18 protein-coding genes are annotated in these 14,202 nt (G+C 66.7%); 2 read left to right on the top strand and 16 right to left on the bottom strand.

All coding sequences use genetic code 11. The annotated features are described in order from the left end of the window. Positions 1–4: 4 nt before the first annotated feature. The 5 genes from B9N43_RS01035 to B9N43_RS01015 form a co-directional block, all read right to left on the bottom strand. A complete protein-coding gene (locus B9N43_RS01035; protein WP_145840494.1) occupies positions 5–1,558 on the bottom strand; it encodes an acetyl-CoA acetyltransferase in 1,554 nt (517 codons plus the stop codon). A 210-nt stretch (positions 1,559–1,768) separates the two neighbouring features. Then, a complete protein-coding gene (locus B9N43_RS01030; protein ID WP_145840493.1) occupies positions 1,769–2,572 on the bottom strand; it encodes an enoyl-CoA hydratase in 804 nt (267 codons plus the stop codon). Between the two features lie 31 nt (positions 2,573–2,603). After that, a complete protein-coding gene (locus B9N43_RS01025; protein ID WP_145840492.1) occupies positions 2,604–3,779 on the bottom strand; it encodes an acyl-CoA dehydrogenase family protein in 1,176 nt (391 codons plus the stop codon). Positions 3,780–3,803: 24 nt separating this feature from the next. Further along, entirely contained in the window at positions 3,804–4,991 is a 1,188-nt protein-coding gene (locus B9N43_RS01020; RefSeq protein ID WP_145840491.1) for a CaiB/BaiF CoA transferase family protein, read from the bottom strand. A 4-nt stretch (positions 4,992–4,995) separates the two neighbouring features. Then, positions 4,996–6,123 (bottom strand): nitronate monooxygenase, encoded by a 1,128-nt coding sequence (locus B9N43_RS01015; RefSeq protein WP_145840490.1) that lies wholly within the window; start codon positions 6,121–6,123, stop codon positions 4,996–4,998. A 117-nt stretch (positions 6,124–6,240) separates the two neighbouring features. On the opposite strand from B9N43_RS01015, the gene B9N43_RS01010 reads away from it, so the two are divergent. Next, positions 6,241–6,849, top strand: coding sequence for a hypothetical protein (locus B9N43_RS01010; RefSeq protein ID WP_145840489.1), 609 nt, complete (start codon positions 6,241–6,243; stop codon positions 6,847–6,849). On the opposite strand, the gene B9N43_RS01005 is transcribed toward B9N43_RS01010, so the two are convergent. Then, entirely contained in the window at positions 6,846–7,592 is a 747-nt protein-coding gene (locus tag B9N43_RS01005) for a Nif3-like dinuclear metal center hexameric protein (RefSeq protein ID WP_145840488.1), read from the bottom strand. The genes B9N43_RS01010 and B9N43_RS01005 overlap by 4 nt on opposite strands. 19 nt (positions 7,593–7,611) lie before the next feature. Between B9N43_RS01005 and B9N43_RS01000 the strand changes: the two genes are divergently transcribed. After that, positions 7,612–8,766 (top strand): Do family serine endopeptidase, encoded by a 1,155-nt coding sequence (locus B9N43_RS01000; RefSeq protein ID WP_145840487.1) that lies wholly within the window; start codon positions 7,612–7,614, stop codon positions 8,764–8,766. Between the two features lie 12 nt (positions 8,767–8,778). Here the strand turns inward: B9N43_RS01000 and tatC are convergent, their stop codons facing one another. Genes tatC through hisB form a run of 10 tightly spaced genes read right to left on the bottom strand, consistent with a single transcriptional unit; the run spans position 8,779 to position 14,126 of the window. Then, complete coding sequence (gene tatC / locus B9N43_RS00995; RefSeq protein WP_145840486.1) at positions 8,779–9,516, bottom strand: twin-arginine translocase subunit TatC; 738 nt, start codon at positions 9,514–9,516, stop codon at positions 8,779–8,781. Beyond that, entirely contained in the window at positions 9,516–9,878 is a 363-nt protein-coding gene (gene tatB / locus B9N43_RS00990) for a Sec-independent protein translocase protein TatB (RefSeq protein WP_145840485.1), read from the bottom strand. The genes tatC and tatB overlap by 1 nt, the downstream gene beginning before the upstream one ends. Positions 9,879–9,935: 57 nt before the next feature. Next, positions 9,936–10,172, bottom strand: a complete 237-nt coding sequence (gene tatA, locus B9N43_RS00985) for a Sec-independent protein translocase subunit TatA (protein ID WP_145840484.1) — start codon at positions 10,170–10,172, stop codon at positions 9,936–9,938. A 16-nt stretch (positions 10,173–10,188) separates the two neighbouring features. Beyond that, positions 10,189–10,539 (bottom strand): histidine triad nucleotide-binding protein, encoded by a 351-nt coding sequence (locus tag B9N43_RS00980; RefSeq protein WP_145840483.1) that lies wholly within the window; start codon positions 10,537–10,539, stop codon positions 10,189–10,191. Between the two features lie 2 nt (positions 10,540–10,541). Continuing rightward, positions 10,542–10,865 (bottom strand): phosphoribosyl-ATP diphosphatase, encoded by a 324-nt coding sequence (locus B9N43_RS00975; RefSeq protein WP_145840482.1) that lies wholly within the window; start codon positions 10,863–10,865, stop codon positions 10,542–10,544. Then, positions 10,862–11,248 carry a phosphoribosyl-AMP cyclohydrolase gene (hisI, locus tag B9N43_RS00970; protein ID WP_145840481.1) on the bottom strand — a complete coding sequence of 129 codons (387 nt, stop codon included), beginning with the start codon at positions 11,246–11,248 and terminating at the stop codon, positions 10,862–10,864. The genes B9N43_RS00975 and hisI overlap by 4 nt, the downstream gene beginning before the upstream one ends. A 46-nt stretch (positions 11,249–11,294) precedes the next feature. Beyond that, positions 11,295–12,056 carry an imidazole glycerol phosphate synthase subunit HisF gene (gene hisF, locus B9N43_RS00965; RefSeq protein WP_186454044.1) on the bottom strand — a complete coding sequence of 254 codons (762 nt, stop codon included), beginning with the start codon at positions 12,054–12,056 and terminating at the stop codon, positions 11,295–11,297. Positions 12,057–12,073: 17 nt separating this feature from the next. Then, complete coding sequence (gene hisA / locus B9N43_RS00960; protein ID WP_145840479.1) at positions 12,074–12,817, bottom strand: 1-(5-phosphoribosyl)-5-[(5-phosphoribosylamino)methylideneamino]imidazole-4-carboxamide isomerase; 744 nt, start codon at positions 12,815–12,817, stop codon at positions 12,074–12,076. A 55-nt stretch (positions 12,818–12,872) separates the two neighbouring features. Continuing rightward, the gene (hisH, locus tag B9N43_RS00955) at positions 12,873–13,511 is read right to left on the bottom strand and encodes an imidazole glycerol phosphate synthase subunit HisH (protein ID WP_145840478.1); all 639 of its coding nucleotides are present in this window, start codon (positions 13,509–13,511) and stop codon (positions 12,873–12,875) included. A 30-nt stretch (positions 13,512–13,541) separates the two neighbouring features. After that, positions 13,542–14,126, bottom strand: coding sequence for an imidazoleglycerol-phosphate dehydratase HisB (gene hisB, locus B9N43_RS00950; RefSeq protein ID WP_145840477.1), 585 nt, complete (start codon positions 14,124–14,126; stop codon positions 13,542–13,544). Positions 14,127–14,202 lie beyond the last annotated feature (76 nt).

Genomic DNA, 14,202 nt, shown 5'->3' with positions numbered 1-14,202 from the left:
CTCCTTAGTCGAAACGAGTCGGCACGAAAGTGTTGTGCCCATTGTCGCTGACCACCGTGCCTTCCGTGTTCAAGGGTTCGCCCTCCATCAGCCATTGCAGGATCTCGGGACGGTTCTGGGGGGTGTTGGCGACGAAGCGGGCATCGTCCGCCAGGAGCCGGCCGATGATCACGCCGCGGGCGGGCACGCCCTTTTCGCAGATCACCGTGTAGGTCTCGATGCGGGCGGCGCCGTTGGGTGCGAGTTCGATCCGCGGCGCGGGCATCGCGTCCAGTTCGGCCTGATAGCGGGCCGGATCCTCGCGCCGCCATTCGCCGACGCCGGGCTCGGTGGAATAGATGCCCACCGACTGCTTGGACATGAAGCCGCCGTTGCCGGTGACCAGGCCGTACTTGCCGCGGCCCCGGCGCAGCCACTCCACCGTCTCGGCGATGGAATGCAGCACATAGGCGTTGCCCGGGCCGCCGAAGAAGGGCAAGCCGCCGGTCACGGTCAACGGCCGGGGGTCGTTCTCGGCGATGCCCAGGGCGTCGCAGCCCAGTTCGACGGCCGAGGGGAAGCAGCTGTAGATGTCGAAGAAATCCACCTGCTCGATGCCGATCCCGGCCTGGGCCAGGGCCTTCCTGGCGCACAGGGCCAGGGCCGGCGAACTGTGGAAGTCGATCTGGTCGGTGGTGCGCATGCCCGCCTTGGCGTCGCCGCAGCCGCGCAGGAAGACCCAGCGGGAAGGATCGATGCCCAGCGCCCGCGCGGTGCCGGCCGAAGTGAGGATCACCGCGGCGGCCTCATCCACGCGGTCGTTGGCGTTCATCACCTTGGTGTAGGGAAAGCTGATCAGGCGGTTGTCCGGCGTCGGCGTGGCCATCTCCTCGGCGCTCTTGCCGCTCGGCGCCGCCGCCAGCGGATTGGCCCGGGCGATCCGGTTCAGGCCCGCCCACAGTTCGCCCAGGGCCTTCTGATGCTCGGCCGCGCTGCGCCCCTTCCTGCCGCGGATCGCATTCTCGAACAGCGGATAGGACCAGGTGGGCATCCCCACGCCGTGGGGGAATTCGAAATCCAGGGCGACCATGTCGTCCCCCCGGACCAGATCCACCATGTCCCCGGGCGGGTCCTCGTTCCAGTCGAGCGCGATGCCGGCGCGCATGGCTTCGGCCGAGGTGCGCTGCGATTCGCCGCCGGCCAGGAGCACCGCCCTGGCCTCGCCCTTGACGATGGCCTCGGCGTAGTCGTTGAGCATTGCCTGGGGCAGGTTGCCGCCGACCGAGGAGTAGATCGCGTGGGGCGGATCGATCCCCAGGCGCCGGGCGAGCGAGCGCGGCGGTTTGGTGGAGCGGCCCAGCGGCGAGGACGTGAAACCCATGTCCGCGAACAGCTTGAAGAACACCACCGTGTCGAGCGCCTGGCGCAGCGCCTCGGCCTGGCCGGAATCGGCCAGGGCCTTCCTGGCCGCCTCGGCCGCCAGGTCGACCGGCGCGCAGGGCAGCGCGGGATCGAAGGTCTTGGGACAGTGCTGGCCGACGCCGACGATGACGGGAGTGGAATCGGGAACGGAATGCATGGAATCTCCTAAGCCGGCCAAGCCGGAACCAAACAGGGACGGTTTTGATAAAGAAGCGTGATGCTCGGCCGGAACGGAAAATCAAGGTCCACCCCCGCCCCGCTTCCCCCTCTCCGGGGAAGGTGACGATGCTGGCTCGCTACGCTCGAAAAATTGACCTGTCGTTTCAATTTGCTGTTTCACGCCAGACGGGGACACGCCGGGCCGCCGTCAGTCCTTGAACTGGGGCGGGCGCTTCTCGCGCCGGGCGGCGATGGCTTCCTCGAAATTGCGGGTGGTCATGCGCACGAACAGCTGGGCATGGCCTTCATGGTTCATGTGATTGTGCAGGCTGCTGGCGTCGAGCCCGGCCCAGAGCATCTGCTTGGTCAGTTCGACACCCAGATGGCTGAAGCCGAGGATGCGTTCCGCCAATTGGCGGACATGGTCCATCAACTCGGCGCCCGGCACGGTACGAGACACCAGTCCGATGCGCTCGGCTTCCCGGGCGTCGACGTCGCGGCCGCTCAGCATGATCTCGAAAGCGCGGGTGGCGCCGATGGCGCGGGGCAGGATGTAGCTCAGGCCCAGCTCCGCCGCGGTCAGGCCGTTGTTGATGCCGGCGGCGCGGAAGCAGGCGCTGTCGGCGGCCAGCCGGATGTCGCAGGCCATGGAAAGACAAAAACCGCCGCCGATGGCCGGACCGTTCACGGCGGCGATCACCGGCTGGTGCATGTCGCGTAGCGTCAACACCACGTCGTCCAGCACTTTCAGCGCGCGCCGGGAAATGCCCGGCATGGTCAGGCCGTTGAAGATGGGCAGGTAGCCGGGGTCCTGGAGGTCCGCGCCGGCGCAGAACGCTTCCCCGGCGCCGGTGAGGATCACCACCCGGCACTCGTTGTCGAAGCTCACCTCCTCCAGCACCTCGCGCAACGGCGCCATGACGTCGAAGGCCATGGCGTTCATCCGTTCCGGACGATTGAGGGTGATGCGCGTGACCTGAGGCCAGGGCTTGTCGATCAGAACAAAGGACATGGATCCTCCTCGATACGGCGTCGCTTGGCGTTCAGGCGAAGCCCATGTGGCGGGCGGCGAAGTCGAGCATGATCTCCTCGGAGCCGCCACCGATGGCGTGGGGGCGTACGTCGCGGTAGATGCGCTCGATCTTGCAGCCGCGGATGAAGCAGGCGCCGCCGAGAATCTGGGCGCATTCCCGGGCCACGTTCTCCAGGGTGCGGGTGGCCTGCACCTTGGCCAGCGACAGGGTGGCGAAGTCCAGCTTGTCGTGCATCATCGCCCACACCATCTGGTCGGCCAGGGCCTGGGAGGCGGAAATCTGGCGCATCATTTCAGCGAACTTGTGGCGGATCACCTGATGCTTGATCAGCGGCTTGCCGAAGGTCTCGCGCTGGCAAGCCCATTCGTAGGCCTCCTCCACCGCGCAGCGGGCATAGGCGCAGGCGCCGGCGGCCAGTCCGGCCCGTTCGTTGTTGAGGTTCTTCACCGTGGCGAGGAAGCCCATGTTCTCCGGCCCCAGCAGGTTCTCGGCGGGCAGTTCGACGTCGTCGAAATAGAGGGTGGCGGTATCGGAGCAATGCCAGCCCATCTTCTTCAGCTTGGTCTGGGTGAAGCCGGGCGTGCCCTTTTCCACCAGGAACAGGCTCAGGCCGTCGGGGCCGGGCCCGCCGGTGCGGGCGCAGACGGTGTAGTAGTCGGCGCGCATGCCGTTGCTGATGAAGGTCTTGGAGCCGTTGAGCACCCACTTGTCGCCGCGCTTCTCGGCCCGGGTCTGGATCGCCGCCAGGTCGGAACCGCCGGAGGGCTCGGTCAGGCAGATGGCCATCAGCTTGCGCCCGGCCAGCACCTCGGGGGCGATGCGGCGCTTCATTTCCTCGCTGCCGAATTTCATGATGGGCACCAGGGCCACGCCGTGCATGAACAGCGCGGCGGTGAGACCGCTGGAACCGGTCTGGGCCAGTTCGTTGGCGGCGACGATGCCGTGGAAGGCATCCACGCCCTGGCTGATGCCGCCATATTCCTCGGGGAAGCCCAGCTGGATGATGCCTACTTCGGCCGCCTTGACGCTGAGCTCGCGGGGCACCTCCTCCTGGTCCTCCCACTGGTCGATGTAGGGGGTGACCTCCTTTTCCACGAACTTGCGGACCGTCATCGCCCACGCTTCGTGGCTCTCGTTGTAGTAGGGCGACTGGGCGCGCCATTTGTCGAACAGATGCAGTGCCATGGTGCTCTCCGGGTGATGGGCCGCTCAGGCCACGTTCTTGGAATGCAGCGCGGCGATGTCGTCATCGCCGTAGCCGAGGGATTTCAACAACTCGTCGTTGTGCTCGCCCAGGGCCGGCGGATTGCGCTCGACCGAGAACCGGTAGCCGCTCATCCTCACCGGAAAGGCGAACTGGCGGTAGGGCCTGCCTTCCGGACTCAGCCCTTCCCGCACCATGCCCCGGGCCCGGGTCAGCGGGTGCTCCAGCACCTCGTCCAGGCGCAGCACGGGGGTGGCGCAACCATCGACGGTGGACAGCAGTTCCGACCAGTCCCGCAGGCTGCGGCTCTTGATCAGGGCGGCGATCTCGGCCTTGGCCGCATCGCCGTCGGCCCCAAGGGCCCAGCCCTTGGCGATCAGGTCGGGACGCTGCACCGCATCGCAGAAGGCCCGCCAGAACTGCGGCTCCAGGGCACCCAGAGCCACGTGGCGGCCGTCGGCGGTTTCATAGACGCCGTAGCAGGGCAGCTTGCCGCTGGTGTAGTCCTCGCCCCGGGGCAAGGGCTTGCCGTTGCCGAAGGAGTCCATGGTGGAGAGCCCCATGACCATGCAGGCCAGGGCCGCGTCAGTCATGGAGACGTCGACGAAGCGCCCCTGCCCCGTGCGTTGGGCATCCACCAGAGCGGCCAGCAGCGCCATGGCGGAGGTGAGCGAACCGCCGGCGATGTCGGCGACCTGGAAACCGCCGGGTGCCGGCGGGCCGCCCGCGGCGCCGCTTTGCTCCAGCACGCCGGAGAGGCTCTGGTAGTTGATGTCGTGGCCGCCGAATTCGCGGAAGGGACCATCCTGGCCGTAGCCGGTGATGGCGCAATAGACCAGGCGCGGATTCAGCGCCGAGAGCGCCGCGTAGCCCAGGCCCAGCTTGTCCATCACGCCGGGACGGAAGCCTTCCACCAGCACGTCGGCGTCCCTGGCCAGACGGCGGACGATCTCGATGCCTTCCGCTTGCCGCAGGTCAATGCTCAGGGAACGCTTGTTGCGGTTCACCTTGAGGAACATCTGGGACGTGGAGCCGTCCGGCGTCGGCCGCGACAGATCGCCGCCCTTGCGGTTCTCGATCTTGACGACGTCGGCGCCCAGGTCCGCCAGATGCTGGGTGCACAACGGCCCGGGCAGGTACTGGGTGAAATCCAGGACGCGGATGCCGGAAAGCGGTTTCGTTCCTGCCGTCATGTCGTCACGCCTTGTCGTCGAGCAGGCCGTTCAGGCGCTCCAGGGTATCCACGTACTCGTTGAGCAGGCGGAACACCACGTCCTTGCTGGACTCGACCCGATTGATCTGGCCGATCACCTGGCCGCAGGGGTTGAACAGCACCTTGCGGGTATCGGCCACGGCGGCATAGCGGGAAGTACGGCGGATGGCGTCCGACACCACCAGGCCCTGCAGGGGCATGCCCAGGGGCTTGGGATTCTCCGGCGCCTCCCAGGCCTCGGTCCAGTCGTTACGCACCATGCGGGCCGGTTTTCCGGTCCAGGAGCGGGAGCGCACGGTGTCTTCGGACGTCGCCTTGAGCAATTCCTCCTTCTGGGCGGGTTCGGCATGGGCCTCGGTGACGGTGAGCCAGAGGGAGCCGGTCCATACACCGGCGCAACCCATGGCCAGTGCCGCCGCCATCTGCCGCCCGCTGCCGACGCCGCCGGCCGCCAACACCGGCGTGGGCGCCACGGCATCCACCATCTGGGGCCAGAGCACGATGGAGCCGATGTCGCCGGTATGGCCGCCGCCCTCGGCGCCCTGGGCGATGATGATGTCCACGCCGGCGGCCTTGTGCTGCAGGCCTTGCTTGATCTTGCCGCAGAGCGCCGCCACCAGCCGGCCGGACGCATGGATCTCGTCGATCACTTCCTTGGGCGGCGTGCCCAGCGCGTTCGCCACCAGGCGGACGTTGGGGCGCTTCAACGCCTCCTCCAGCTGCGGCCGCGCGGTCGCCTCGGTCCAGCCCATCAACCCCATCCGGGAATCGTCCGGCCATGCGGGGACACCGTGGTCCTCGAGCAGTTTTTCCGCGAAGTCGCGATGACCCTGGGGCACCATGGCTTCCAGCTGGCGCTCCAGCTCGGCAGGGTCCGTCTCGCCAATCCCTTCGTATTTCTGGGGGATCACGATATCCACGCCATAGGGCTTGTCGCCGATGTGGGCGTCGATCCAGTCCAGTTCCTCCTTGACCTGCTCGATGCTGAAGCCGACCATGCCCAGCACGCCCAGGCCGCCGGCCTTGGAAACCTCTACCACCACGTCGCGACAGTGGGTGAAGGCGAAGATGGGTACGTCGATGCCGAGCGTTTCGCAGATGGGGGTACGCATGGGACAGGCTCCATTCCAATACGAAAGGAGAATGATCTTAGACGCTGCCCCGTCAAGGGTATTGACCAAAACACCCACGGTGGGTACTTTTGACGTTTTATCCTGTATGGATTCGCCATGGGCTCCCGTCCCCCCCGCAAACCCGCTTCCTCGATCAGCATCGGCGACCTGGCTGCACAGATCACCGATCCGGTGACGGACCGAATGATACTGAGCACCTATGCCAGCCGTTTCACCATCAACACGATGCGGCGGGCCTACCGCCTCTTCGGCGGCGACCTGACGCTGTTCCTGGTGTTCGGCGAAATCGCCCAGTACAACATCGCCCGGGCCTTGCGCGCTCTGAACTTCCAGGACACGCCGGAACCCGCGCACTGGAAGGAACTGATGCGGACGCTGCAACAGCAGAAGGTCGCGCCCTGCAACGCGCTGTCGATCAGCGAGGCGACCGGTATTCCGCGGGAGACGGTGCGCCGCAAGGTCAAGGAACTCGAAGAACGAGGCTGGCTCTACCGCGAGGGCGCCCGCAGCCTGACCCTGTCGCCCGCCGCCGTCGAGCAGCTCAGCGCCACCGATGGCGAGATCATGGAGGATTTTCGGGAAACCGCCCGCGTGATCCGCCTGCTGGAGGACGCCTTCGCCAGCCAGGAGAAGCAGCGCGGCTCGCGCCGGGAAAACGTTGGCGGCGCGGCCGAGCCCGGCCCGGGCAGGGCGGCAAAGCCCTAGACCGGATTGTCCAGTTCCACGTATTCGCAGTCGAGGCCGAAACGCGCCGCCAGGTGCTCGGCCAGCGCCTGCACGCCGTAGCGCTCGGTGGCGTGGTGGCCGGCGGCGACATAGGGCACGCCCGATTCCCGCGCCAGGTGGTAGGTCTGCTCCGAGATTTCGCCGCTGACGAACATATCCGCGCCCTGGGCGATGGCCTGCTCGAAATAGCCCTGGGCGCCGCCGCTGCACCAAGCCAGGCGCCGCACCCGGCGCCGGCCGTCGCCGACCAGCTGGGCCGGCCGGCCCAGGGTCCGCGAGAGCGCCGCGGCCAGGTCGGCCGCCGCCAGCGGCTCGGCCGGGCGGCCGAGGAATGCGATGTCCTGATCGGCGAAGCGCCCATCCACCGTCCAGCCCATGCGCAGCGCCAGTTGGGCGTTGTTGCCGAGCTCCCCATGGCCGTCCAGCGGCAGGTGGTAGCCGAACAGGCTGATGTCATGGGCCAGCAACGTGCCCAGGCGCCGCCTGCGGATGCCAGTCACCCGGCCGTCCTCGCCGCGCCAGAACCAGCCGTGGTGAACCAGGATGGCATCGGCGCCGCGTGCGGCGGCAGCCTCCAGCAGATCCTGGCTGGCGGTGACGCCGCAGACCAGCTTTCGCACCTCGTCGCGACCTTCCACCTGCAGCCCGTTTGGGCAATAATCCTTGTAGCGCGCCACCTCCAGCAGGCTCTCGAGATAGGCGCCGAGTTCTTCACGTCGCATACAACTCCCTGTCCAATTCATGAAACGACTCTGGTTGATCTTCGCACAGACCGTCACGATCTGCGTAGCGGCATTGTTCGTGGTGCAGACCCTGAAACCCGCCTGGCTGGAGCGCCACGGTGGCGGCAACGATGTGGTTGCCATCCAGGAAGCATCCAGCGGCGCCAACGACCGGCGGCGCGTGGCGTCCTATGCGGACGCCGCCCGCAAGGCCCTGCCGGCGGTAGTCCATATCTATACCTCGCAGGAGGTCAAGGCGCCCCGCAACCCGCTGATGGACGATCCGTTCTTCCGCCACTTCTTCGGCGACCGCTTCGGCAACGAAGTGCAGCGCCGGGCCGGACTGGGCAGTGGCGTGGTGGTCAGCGCCGACGGCTACATCCTGACCAATTACCACGTGGTGGAGACCGCCGACGCCATCGAGGTGGCCCTCAACGACGGACGCAAGGTGAAGGGCCGCATCGTCGGCACGGACCCGGAATCCGACCTGTCCATCATCAAGATCGATGCCGACAGGCTGCCGGTGATCACCTTCGCCCAGGCCGAGTCGCTGCGGGTCGGCGACGTGGTGCTGGCGATCGGCAACCCCTTCGGCGTCGGCCAGACCGTCACCTCGGGCATCGTTTCCGCCCTGGGCCGTTCCCACCTGGGAATCAACACCTTCGAGAATTTCATCCAGACCGACGCGGCGATCAATCCGGGCAACTCCGGGGGAGCGCTGGTGGATAGCGAAGGCAACCTGGTCGGGATCAACACCGCCATCTACTCCCAGAGCGGCGGCTCGATGGGCATCGGCTTCGCGATCCCGGTCTCGCTGGCCCGCACGGTGATGGAGCAGATCATCCGCCACGGCGCCGTGACGCGGGGCTGGATCGGCGTCGAGGTCCAGGAAATCACGCCGGAACTGGCCGAGTCCTTCCGCCTGCCGTCCGCCGAAGGCGCGCTGATCGCCGGCGTGATGCGCGGCAGTCCGGCCGACAAGGCCGGCGTGAAACCGGGCGACGTGCTGCTGACGGTCAACGACAAGCCGGTACGGGACGCCCAGTCGATGGTGGAGCAGGTCGCCGCCCTGGAGCCGGGCAGGACCGGCCACCTCAAGCTGCGGCGCGACAACCGGAACCTGGACCTGCCGGTGGAGATCGGCCGCCGGCCGCAGCCCCGGCGGCCGCAGTGACCAGGCCCGCGGTCAGACCTGCGGCGGCGCCTTTTCCACGACGGTGACGAAGCGGGCCAGCAGCAGGCCCAATTCGTAGAGCAGGCACATGGGCACCGCGAGCATGAACTGCGAGGTCACGTCGGGCGGCGTCACCACCGCCGCCACGATGAAGGCGCCGACGATGGCGTAGGGGCGGATGTCCTTCAGCTTTTCCAGGCTGACGATGCCGAACTTGACCAGCAGCAGCACCACTACCGGCACCTCGAAGGTGGTGCCGAAGGCCAGGAACATGGTCATCACGAAGGACAGGTATTGCTCGATGTCGGGCGCCGGCGTGATGCTGCCCGGCGCCACTTCGGCGATGAACTTGAACATCGTGCCGAAGACGAAGAAATAGCAGAAGGCCATGCCCAGCAGGAACAGCACCGTGGTGGCGATGATCACCGGCAACGCCAGGCGCTTCTCATGGGCGTAGAGCCCCGGCGCGACGAAGGCCCAGGCCTGGTAGAGCACGATCGGCAGGGCGATGACGAAGGCCGCCAGCAGCGTCACCTTGAGCGGCACCAGAAAGGGGGTGATCACCCCGGTGGCGATCATCTTGGTGCCCGGCGGCAGGGTGGCGATCATCGGCTGGGCGAGCAGATCGTAGATCTTCCCCGACCAGGGCACGAGGCAGAGAAGCGCCAGCAGCACCGCACCGATGGCCTTCATCAATCGCGAGCGCAACTCGATCAGATGGGAGATCAGCCCTTCCTGCAGTTCGGACATCAGGATTTTTTCGCCGGATCGGTCTCGGCCGGCTGCGGTTCGGCCGGTTGCGGCTCGGCGCTGCTGAGGGACTGTTGCAGGGTGTTTTCCAATTCCTTGATCCCTCCGGCCGCATCGCCGCCCAGCTGCTGCAATTGGGTGTCGGCCTGTTGCACCTGGGCCGCCATTTCCTGCTGCATCCGGCGCAGTTCTTCAAGCTGCAGTTCGCGGTTGACCTCGGACTTGACGTCGGCGAAATAGCGCTGGGCGCGTCCCATCAGGGTGCCCACGGTACGGGCGACCCGGGGCAGCCGCTCCGGGCCGATGACGATCAGGGCCACCACGCCGATGACCATGAGCTCGCTGAGGCCGACATCAAACACGGGAATCTCCGTAGGCGCAGAAAGCCGGCGCCCTGTCGCGGGCGCCGCTCCGGACGCTTATTGCTGGACCTTCTTGTCCTTCACCTCGCCCTCGATGGTGCGGCCCGACGGCTGCTGATCCAACTGAGCGGGCGGCGGTTGCTGCTGCTCCGCGCTGCCTTCCTTCATGCCGTCCTTGAAGCCGCGGATGGCGCTTCCCAGATCCTTGCCCACGCTGCCGAGTTTCTTGGTACCGAACACCAGCATGATGATCACCAGCACCACCAGCCAATGCCAAATGCTCCAGCTTCCCATTGCCGTCTCCTGTCCTCTATCGTTTCTGCGTCATCGGCCCGACCGGCTCCGGCCCGCCGAGAATGTGCAGATGCAAATGATAAACCTCCTGACCACCGATGCGGCCAGTATTGACGATGGTCCTGAAACCATCGTCGAGACCCTCGGCCCGGGCCAGCTCACCGGCCTTCGCCATCATCCGCCCCAGCAGGGCCTCGTGTTCCGACCCGGCATCATAGAGGGAGGACAGATGCGGCTTGGGGATGATCAGAAAATGCACCGGGCGCTGCGGATGAATGTCATGAAAGGCAAGCATCTGTTCGTCTTCGTAGACCTTCTTGCAGGGGATCTCCCCGGCGGCGATCCTGCAGAAGAGGCAGTCGGCCATGGTCAGGCTCCCCGGCTCTTCTTCTCGTCGATGCCCGAGATGCCCTCGCGCCGGCGCAACTCGGCCAGCACGTCATCGACGCCGACGTCGAACTGGGCCAGCAGCACCATGCTGTGGAACCAGAGATCGGTCACCTCGCGCACCAGGTGCAGTCGGTCGCCATCCTTGGCGGCCATGATGGCCTCGGCCGCCTCCTCCGCCACTTTCTTGCAGATGGTGTCGGTCCCCTTGGCATACAGGCTGGCGACGTAGGACGAATCCGGCGCGGCGCCCTTGCGTCCATCCAGGGTGGCCTGCAGGCGATGCAGCACTTCGGCGTCGATCATCGGTAGATCTCCTCGGGGTTCTTGAGCACCGGCTCCACGCTGCTCCAGCCGGACTCCTCCAGCTTGTTGAAGAAGCAACTGCGACGGCCGGTGTGGCAGGCGATGCCGCCCACCTGCTCGACCCGCAGCAGAATCACGTCGCTGTCGCAATCGGTGCGGATCTCGTGCACCTTCTGGACATGGCCCGACTCCTCGCCCTTGCGCCAGAGGCGGCGCCGCGAGCGGGACCAATACACGGCCTCGCCGGTACGACGGGTCTGGTCGAGCGCGTCCCGGTTCATCCAGGCGAACATCAGCACCTCGCCGCTGGCCGCATCCTGGGCGATCACCGGCACCAGGCCCTGCTCGTCCCATTTCACGTCATTGAGCCAATTCAACCCCACGCGCCCCTCCTCGCCCTTCTCGCCCCTGCGCTCCGAGGCGAACGCCTCAGAGCCGAACCTCGATGCCCCGCGCCCGCATGTATTCCTTGGCTTCGCGGATGGTGTATTCGCCGTAATGGAAGATGCTGGCCGCCAGCACCGCGTCCGCGCGCCCTTCGGTGACGCCGTCGGCCAGATGCTGCAGATTGCCGACGCCGCCGCTGGCGATGACCGGCACGTCCACCGCATCGGACACCGCCCGGGTCAGGGCCAGATCGAAACCGCTCTTGGTGCCGTCCCGGTCCATGCTGGTGAGCAGGATTTCGCCGGCCCCCAGCGCCACGACCCGGCGCGCCCAGTCGATAGCGTCCAGGCCGGCGTCCTTGCGGCCGCCGTGGGTGAAGACGGACCAGCGGCCCGGCGCCACCTGCTTGGCATCGATGGCCACCACGATGCACTGGGAGCCGACCTTGCCGGCGGCGTCGGCCACCAGCTGGGGATTCTGCACCGCGGCGGTATTCATGCTGACCTTGTCGGCCCCGGCGTTCAGCAGGCGCCGCACGTCATCGACGGCGCGCACGCCGCCGCCTACCGTGAGGGGGATGAACACCTGCTCGGCGACCTGCCGCACCACGTGCAGGATGATGTCGCGCTGATCCGAACTGGCGGTGATGTCGAGGAAGGTGATCTCGTCGGCGCCCTGCTCGTCGTAGCGGCGGGCGATTTCCACCGGATCGCCGGCATCGCGCAGCTCGACGAAATTGACGCCCTTGACGACGCGTCCGGCGCTGACGTCGAGACAGGGAATGATGCGTTTTGCGAGCATGATAGCGACCCGTTTCCGGGTCAGGCCTTGCGCAGCTTGTCGGCTTCGGCCTGGGCCTTCCTGAAATCGAGCTTGCCTTCGTAGATGGCCCGCCCGGTGATCGCGCCGACGATGCCCTCGTCCTGTACCGCGCACAGCGCCTTGACGTCGGCGAGGCATGCGACGCCGCCGCTGGCGATGACGGGAATGCGCAGGGCCTGCGCCAGCTTGACCGTGGCGTCCACATTGACGCCGCTCAGCATGCCGTCGCGGCCGATGTCGGTATAGATCACGGCCTCGACGCCGTAGTCCTCGAACTTCTTGGCCAGGTCGATCACGTCGTGCCCGGTCAGCTTGGACCAGCCATCCACCGCCACCTTGCCGTCCTTGGCGTCCAGGCCGACGATGATGTGGCCGGGGAAGGCGGTGCAGGCGTCATGCAGAAAGCCCGGATTCTTGACCGCGGCGGTGCCGATGATCACATAGCTGATGCCGTCGTCCAGGCAGCGCTCGATGGTGTCCAGGTCGCGGATACCGCCGCCGAGCTGGACCGGAATCTCGTCGCCGACTTCGCTCAGGATCGCCTTGATCGCCGACTCGTTCTTGGGCTTGCCGGCGAAGGCGCCATCGAGGTCCACCAGATGGAGACGGCGGGCGCCCTGGTCGATCCAGTGCCGCGCCATCGCGGCGGGATTCTCGGAAAACACGGTGGCATCATCCATGACGCCCTGCTTGAGGCGCACGCAGTGCCCGTCCTTGAGGTCGATGGCAGGAATCAGCAGCATAGGGGGAAGTCCATATCGAAGCGGCCAAGTGGCGAAACGGCCAAGGGCCATGAAATCAGGGGTTCCAGCGCATGAAATTGCCCAGCAGCTGCAAGCCGGCCTGGGCGCTTTTCTCCGGGTGGAATTGGACGGCGAAGATGTTATCGCGCGTCACCGCACTGGTAAAGGGGATGCCATAGACGGTGGAAGCCGCGACCAACGCCGACTCGGCCGGCTCCACATAGTAGCTGTGCACGAAATAGAACCGGGCCTGGTCGGCAATGCCTGCCCACAGGGGATGTACCCCTGTCTGCCGCACCTGGTTCCAGCCCATGTGAGGTACCTTGAGGCGGCCGCCGTCCGGCGCGTTCATCGCGGCGGACGGGAAACGGCAGACCCGGCCGGGCAGGATGCCCAGCCCCGGCACGTCGCCCTCCTCGCTGTGCTGGAACAGCATCTGCACGCCGATGCAGATACCCAGGAACGGCTTCTCGGCGGCGGCCCGCACGACGGCGTCGCGCAGGCCCCGTTGCGCCAGTTCCCGCATGCAGTCCGGCATGGCGCCCTGCCCCGGCATCACCACGCGGTCGGCGCGCGCCAGGGCGGCGGGATCGGAAGTCACCTGGACCGTGGCGCCCGCAGCCACATGCTCGATGGCCTTGGCCACCGAACGCAGGTTGCCCATACCGTAATCGACGACGGCGACGATGCTCATAGGTGCGACGCGTAGCGAGGAAGATTGCGGTTAGAGGCTGCCCTTGGTGGAGGGGATGCCGCTGGAGCGGGAATCCGGCTCGACCGCCATGCGCAGCGCCCGGCCAAAAGCCTTGAACACGGTCTCGGCCTGGTGATGGGCATTGTCGCCCCGCAGGCAATCGACATGCACGGTGATGGCGGCATGATTGACCAGGCCCTGGAAGAACTCGCGCACCAGATCGACATCGAACTCGCCGATCATTGAACGGGTGAAGTCCACGTTGAACACCAGTCCCGGGCGGCCGGAAAGATCCACCACCACCCGCGACAGCGCCTCGTCCAGGGGCACGTAGGCGTGCCCGTAGCGGCGCACGCCAGCCTTGTCGCCGACCGCCTTGGCCAGCGCCTGCCCGATCGTGATGCCGACGTCCTCGACCGTGTGATGATCGTCGATATGCAGATCCCCGCTGGCCCGGACTTCGAGATCGATCAGCCCGTGACGGGCGATCTGGTCGATCATGTGATCCAGGAACCCGATCCCCGTGGCGAGGGTCGACTTGCCCATGCCGTCCAGATCGAGGCGCACGGAAACCTGGGTTTCCAGGGTGTTGCGGGAGAGTTCGGCTTGGCGCATGGCGCTTGGTGGTGCCTGGTAATGGGGGAAATTCGAACAGGGCGCCATGATACCATTTCAGCCAATCCCGGCGATA

Origin of the sequence: Denitratisoma sp. DHT3 (genome assembly GCF_007833355.1) — a bacterium.
Taxonomy (GTDB): domain Bacteria; phylum Pseudomonadota; class Gammaproteobacteria; order Burkholderiales; family Rhodocyclaceae; genus Denitratisoma.
Note: the sequence above shows the minus strand (reverse complement) of the source record. Positions and strands in the feature narration are given on the sequence as shown.

Coding starts and splice junctions, on each gene's coding strand:
- B9N43_RS00975 (WP_145840482.1), bottom strand. CDS start 10,865: ATGATCGACGCCGAAGTGCTGCATCGCCTGCAGGCCACCCTGGATGGA.
- B9N43_RS01010 (WP_145840489.1), top strand. CDS start 6,241: ATGGGCTCCCGTCCCCCCCGCAAACCCGCTTCCTCGATCAGCATCGGC.
- B9N43_RS01020 (WP_145840491.1), bottom strand. CDS start 4,991: ATGACGGCAGGAACGAAACCGCTTTCCGGCATCCGCGTCCTGGATTTC.
- B9N43_RS00980 (WP_145840483.1), bottom strand. CDS start 10,539: ATGGCCGACTGCCTCTTCTGCAGGATCGCCGCCGGGGAGATCCCCTGC.
- B9N43_RS01025 (WP_145840492.1), bottom strand. CDS start 3,779: ATGGCACTGCATCTGTTCGACAAATGGCGCGCCCAGTCGCCCTACTAC.
- hisB (WP_145840477.1), bottom strand. CDS start 14,126: ATGCGCCAAGCCGAACTCTCCCGCAACACCCTGGAAACCCAGGTTTCC.
- tatA (WP_145840484.1), bottom strand. CDS start 10,172: ATGGGAAGCTGGAGCATTTGGCATTGGCTGGTGGTGCTGGTGATCATC.
- hisA (WP_145840479.1), bottom strand. CDS start 12,817: ATGCTGCTGATTCCTGCCATCGACCTCAAGGACGGGCACTGCGTGCGC.
- B9N43_RS01000 (WP_145840487.1), top strand. CDS start 7,612: ATGAAACGACTCTGGTTGATCTTCGCACAGACCGTCACGATCTGCGTA.
- B9N43_RS01005 (WP_145840488.1), bottom strand. CDS start 7,592: ATGCGACGTGAAGAACTCGGCGCCTATCTCGAGAGCCTGCTGGAGGTG.
- B9N43_RS01015 (WP_145840490.1), bottom strand. CDS start 6,123: ATGCGTACCCCCATCTGCGAAACGCTCGGCATCGACGTACCCATCTTC.
- tatC (WP_145840486.1), bottom strand. CDS start 9,516: ATGTCCGAACTGCAGGAAGGGCTGATCTCCCATCTGATCGAGTTGCGC.
- B9N43_RS01035 (WP_145840494.1), bottom strand. CDS start 1,558: ATGCATTCCGTTCCCGATTCCACTCCCGTCATCGTCGGCGTCGGCCAG.
- B9N43_RS01030 (WP_145840493.1), bottom strand. CDS start 2,572: ATGTCCTTTGTTCTGATCGACAAGCCCTGGCCTCAGGTCACGCGCATC.
- hisH (WP_145840478.1), bottom strand. CDS start 13,511: ATGAGCATCGTCGCCGTCGTCGATTACGGTATGGGCAACCTGCGTTCG.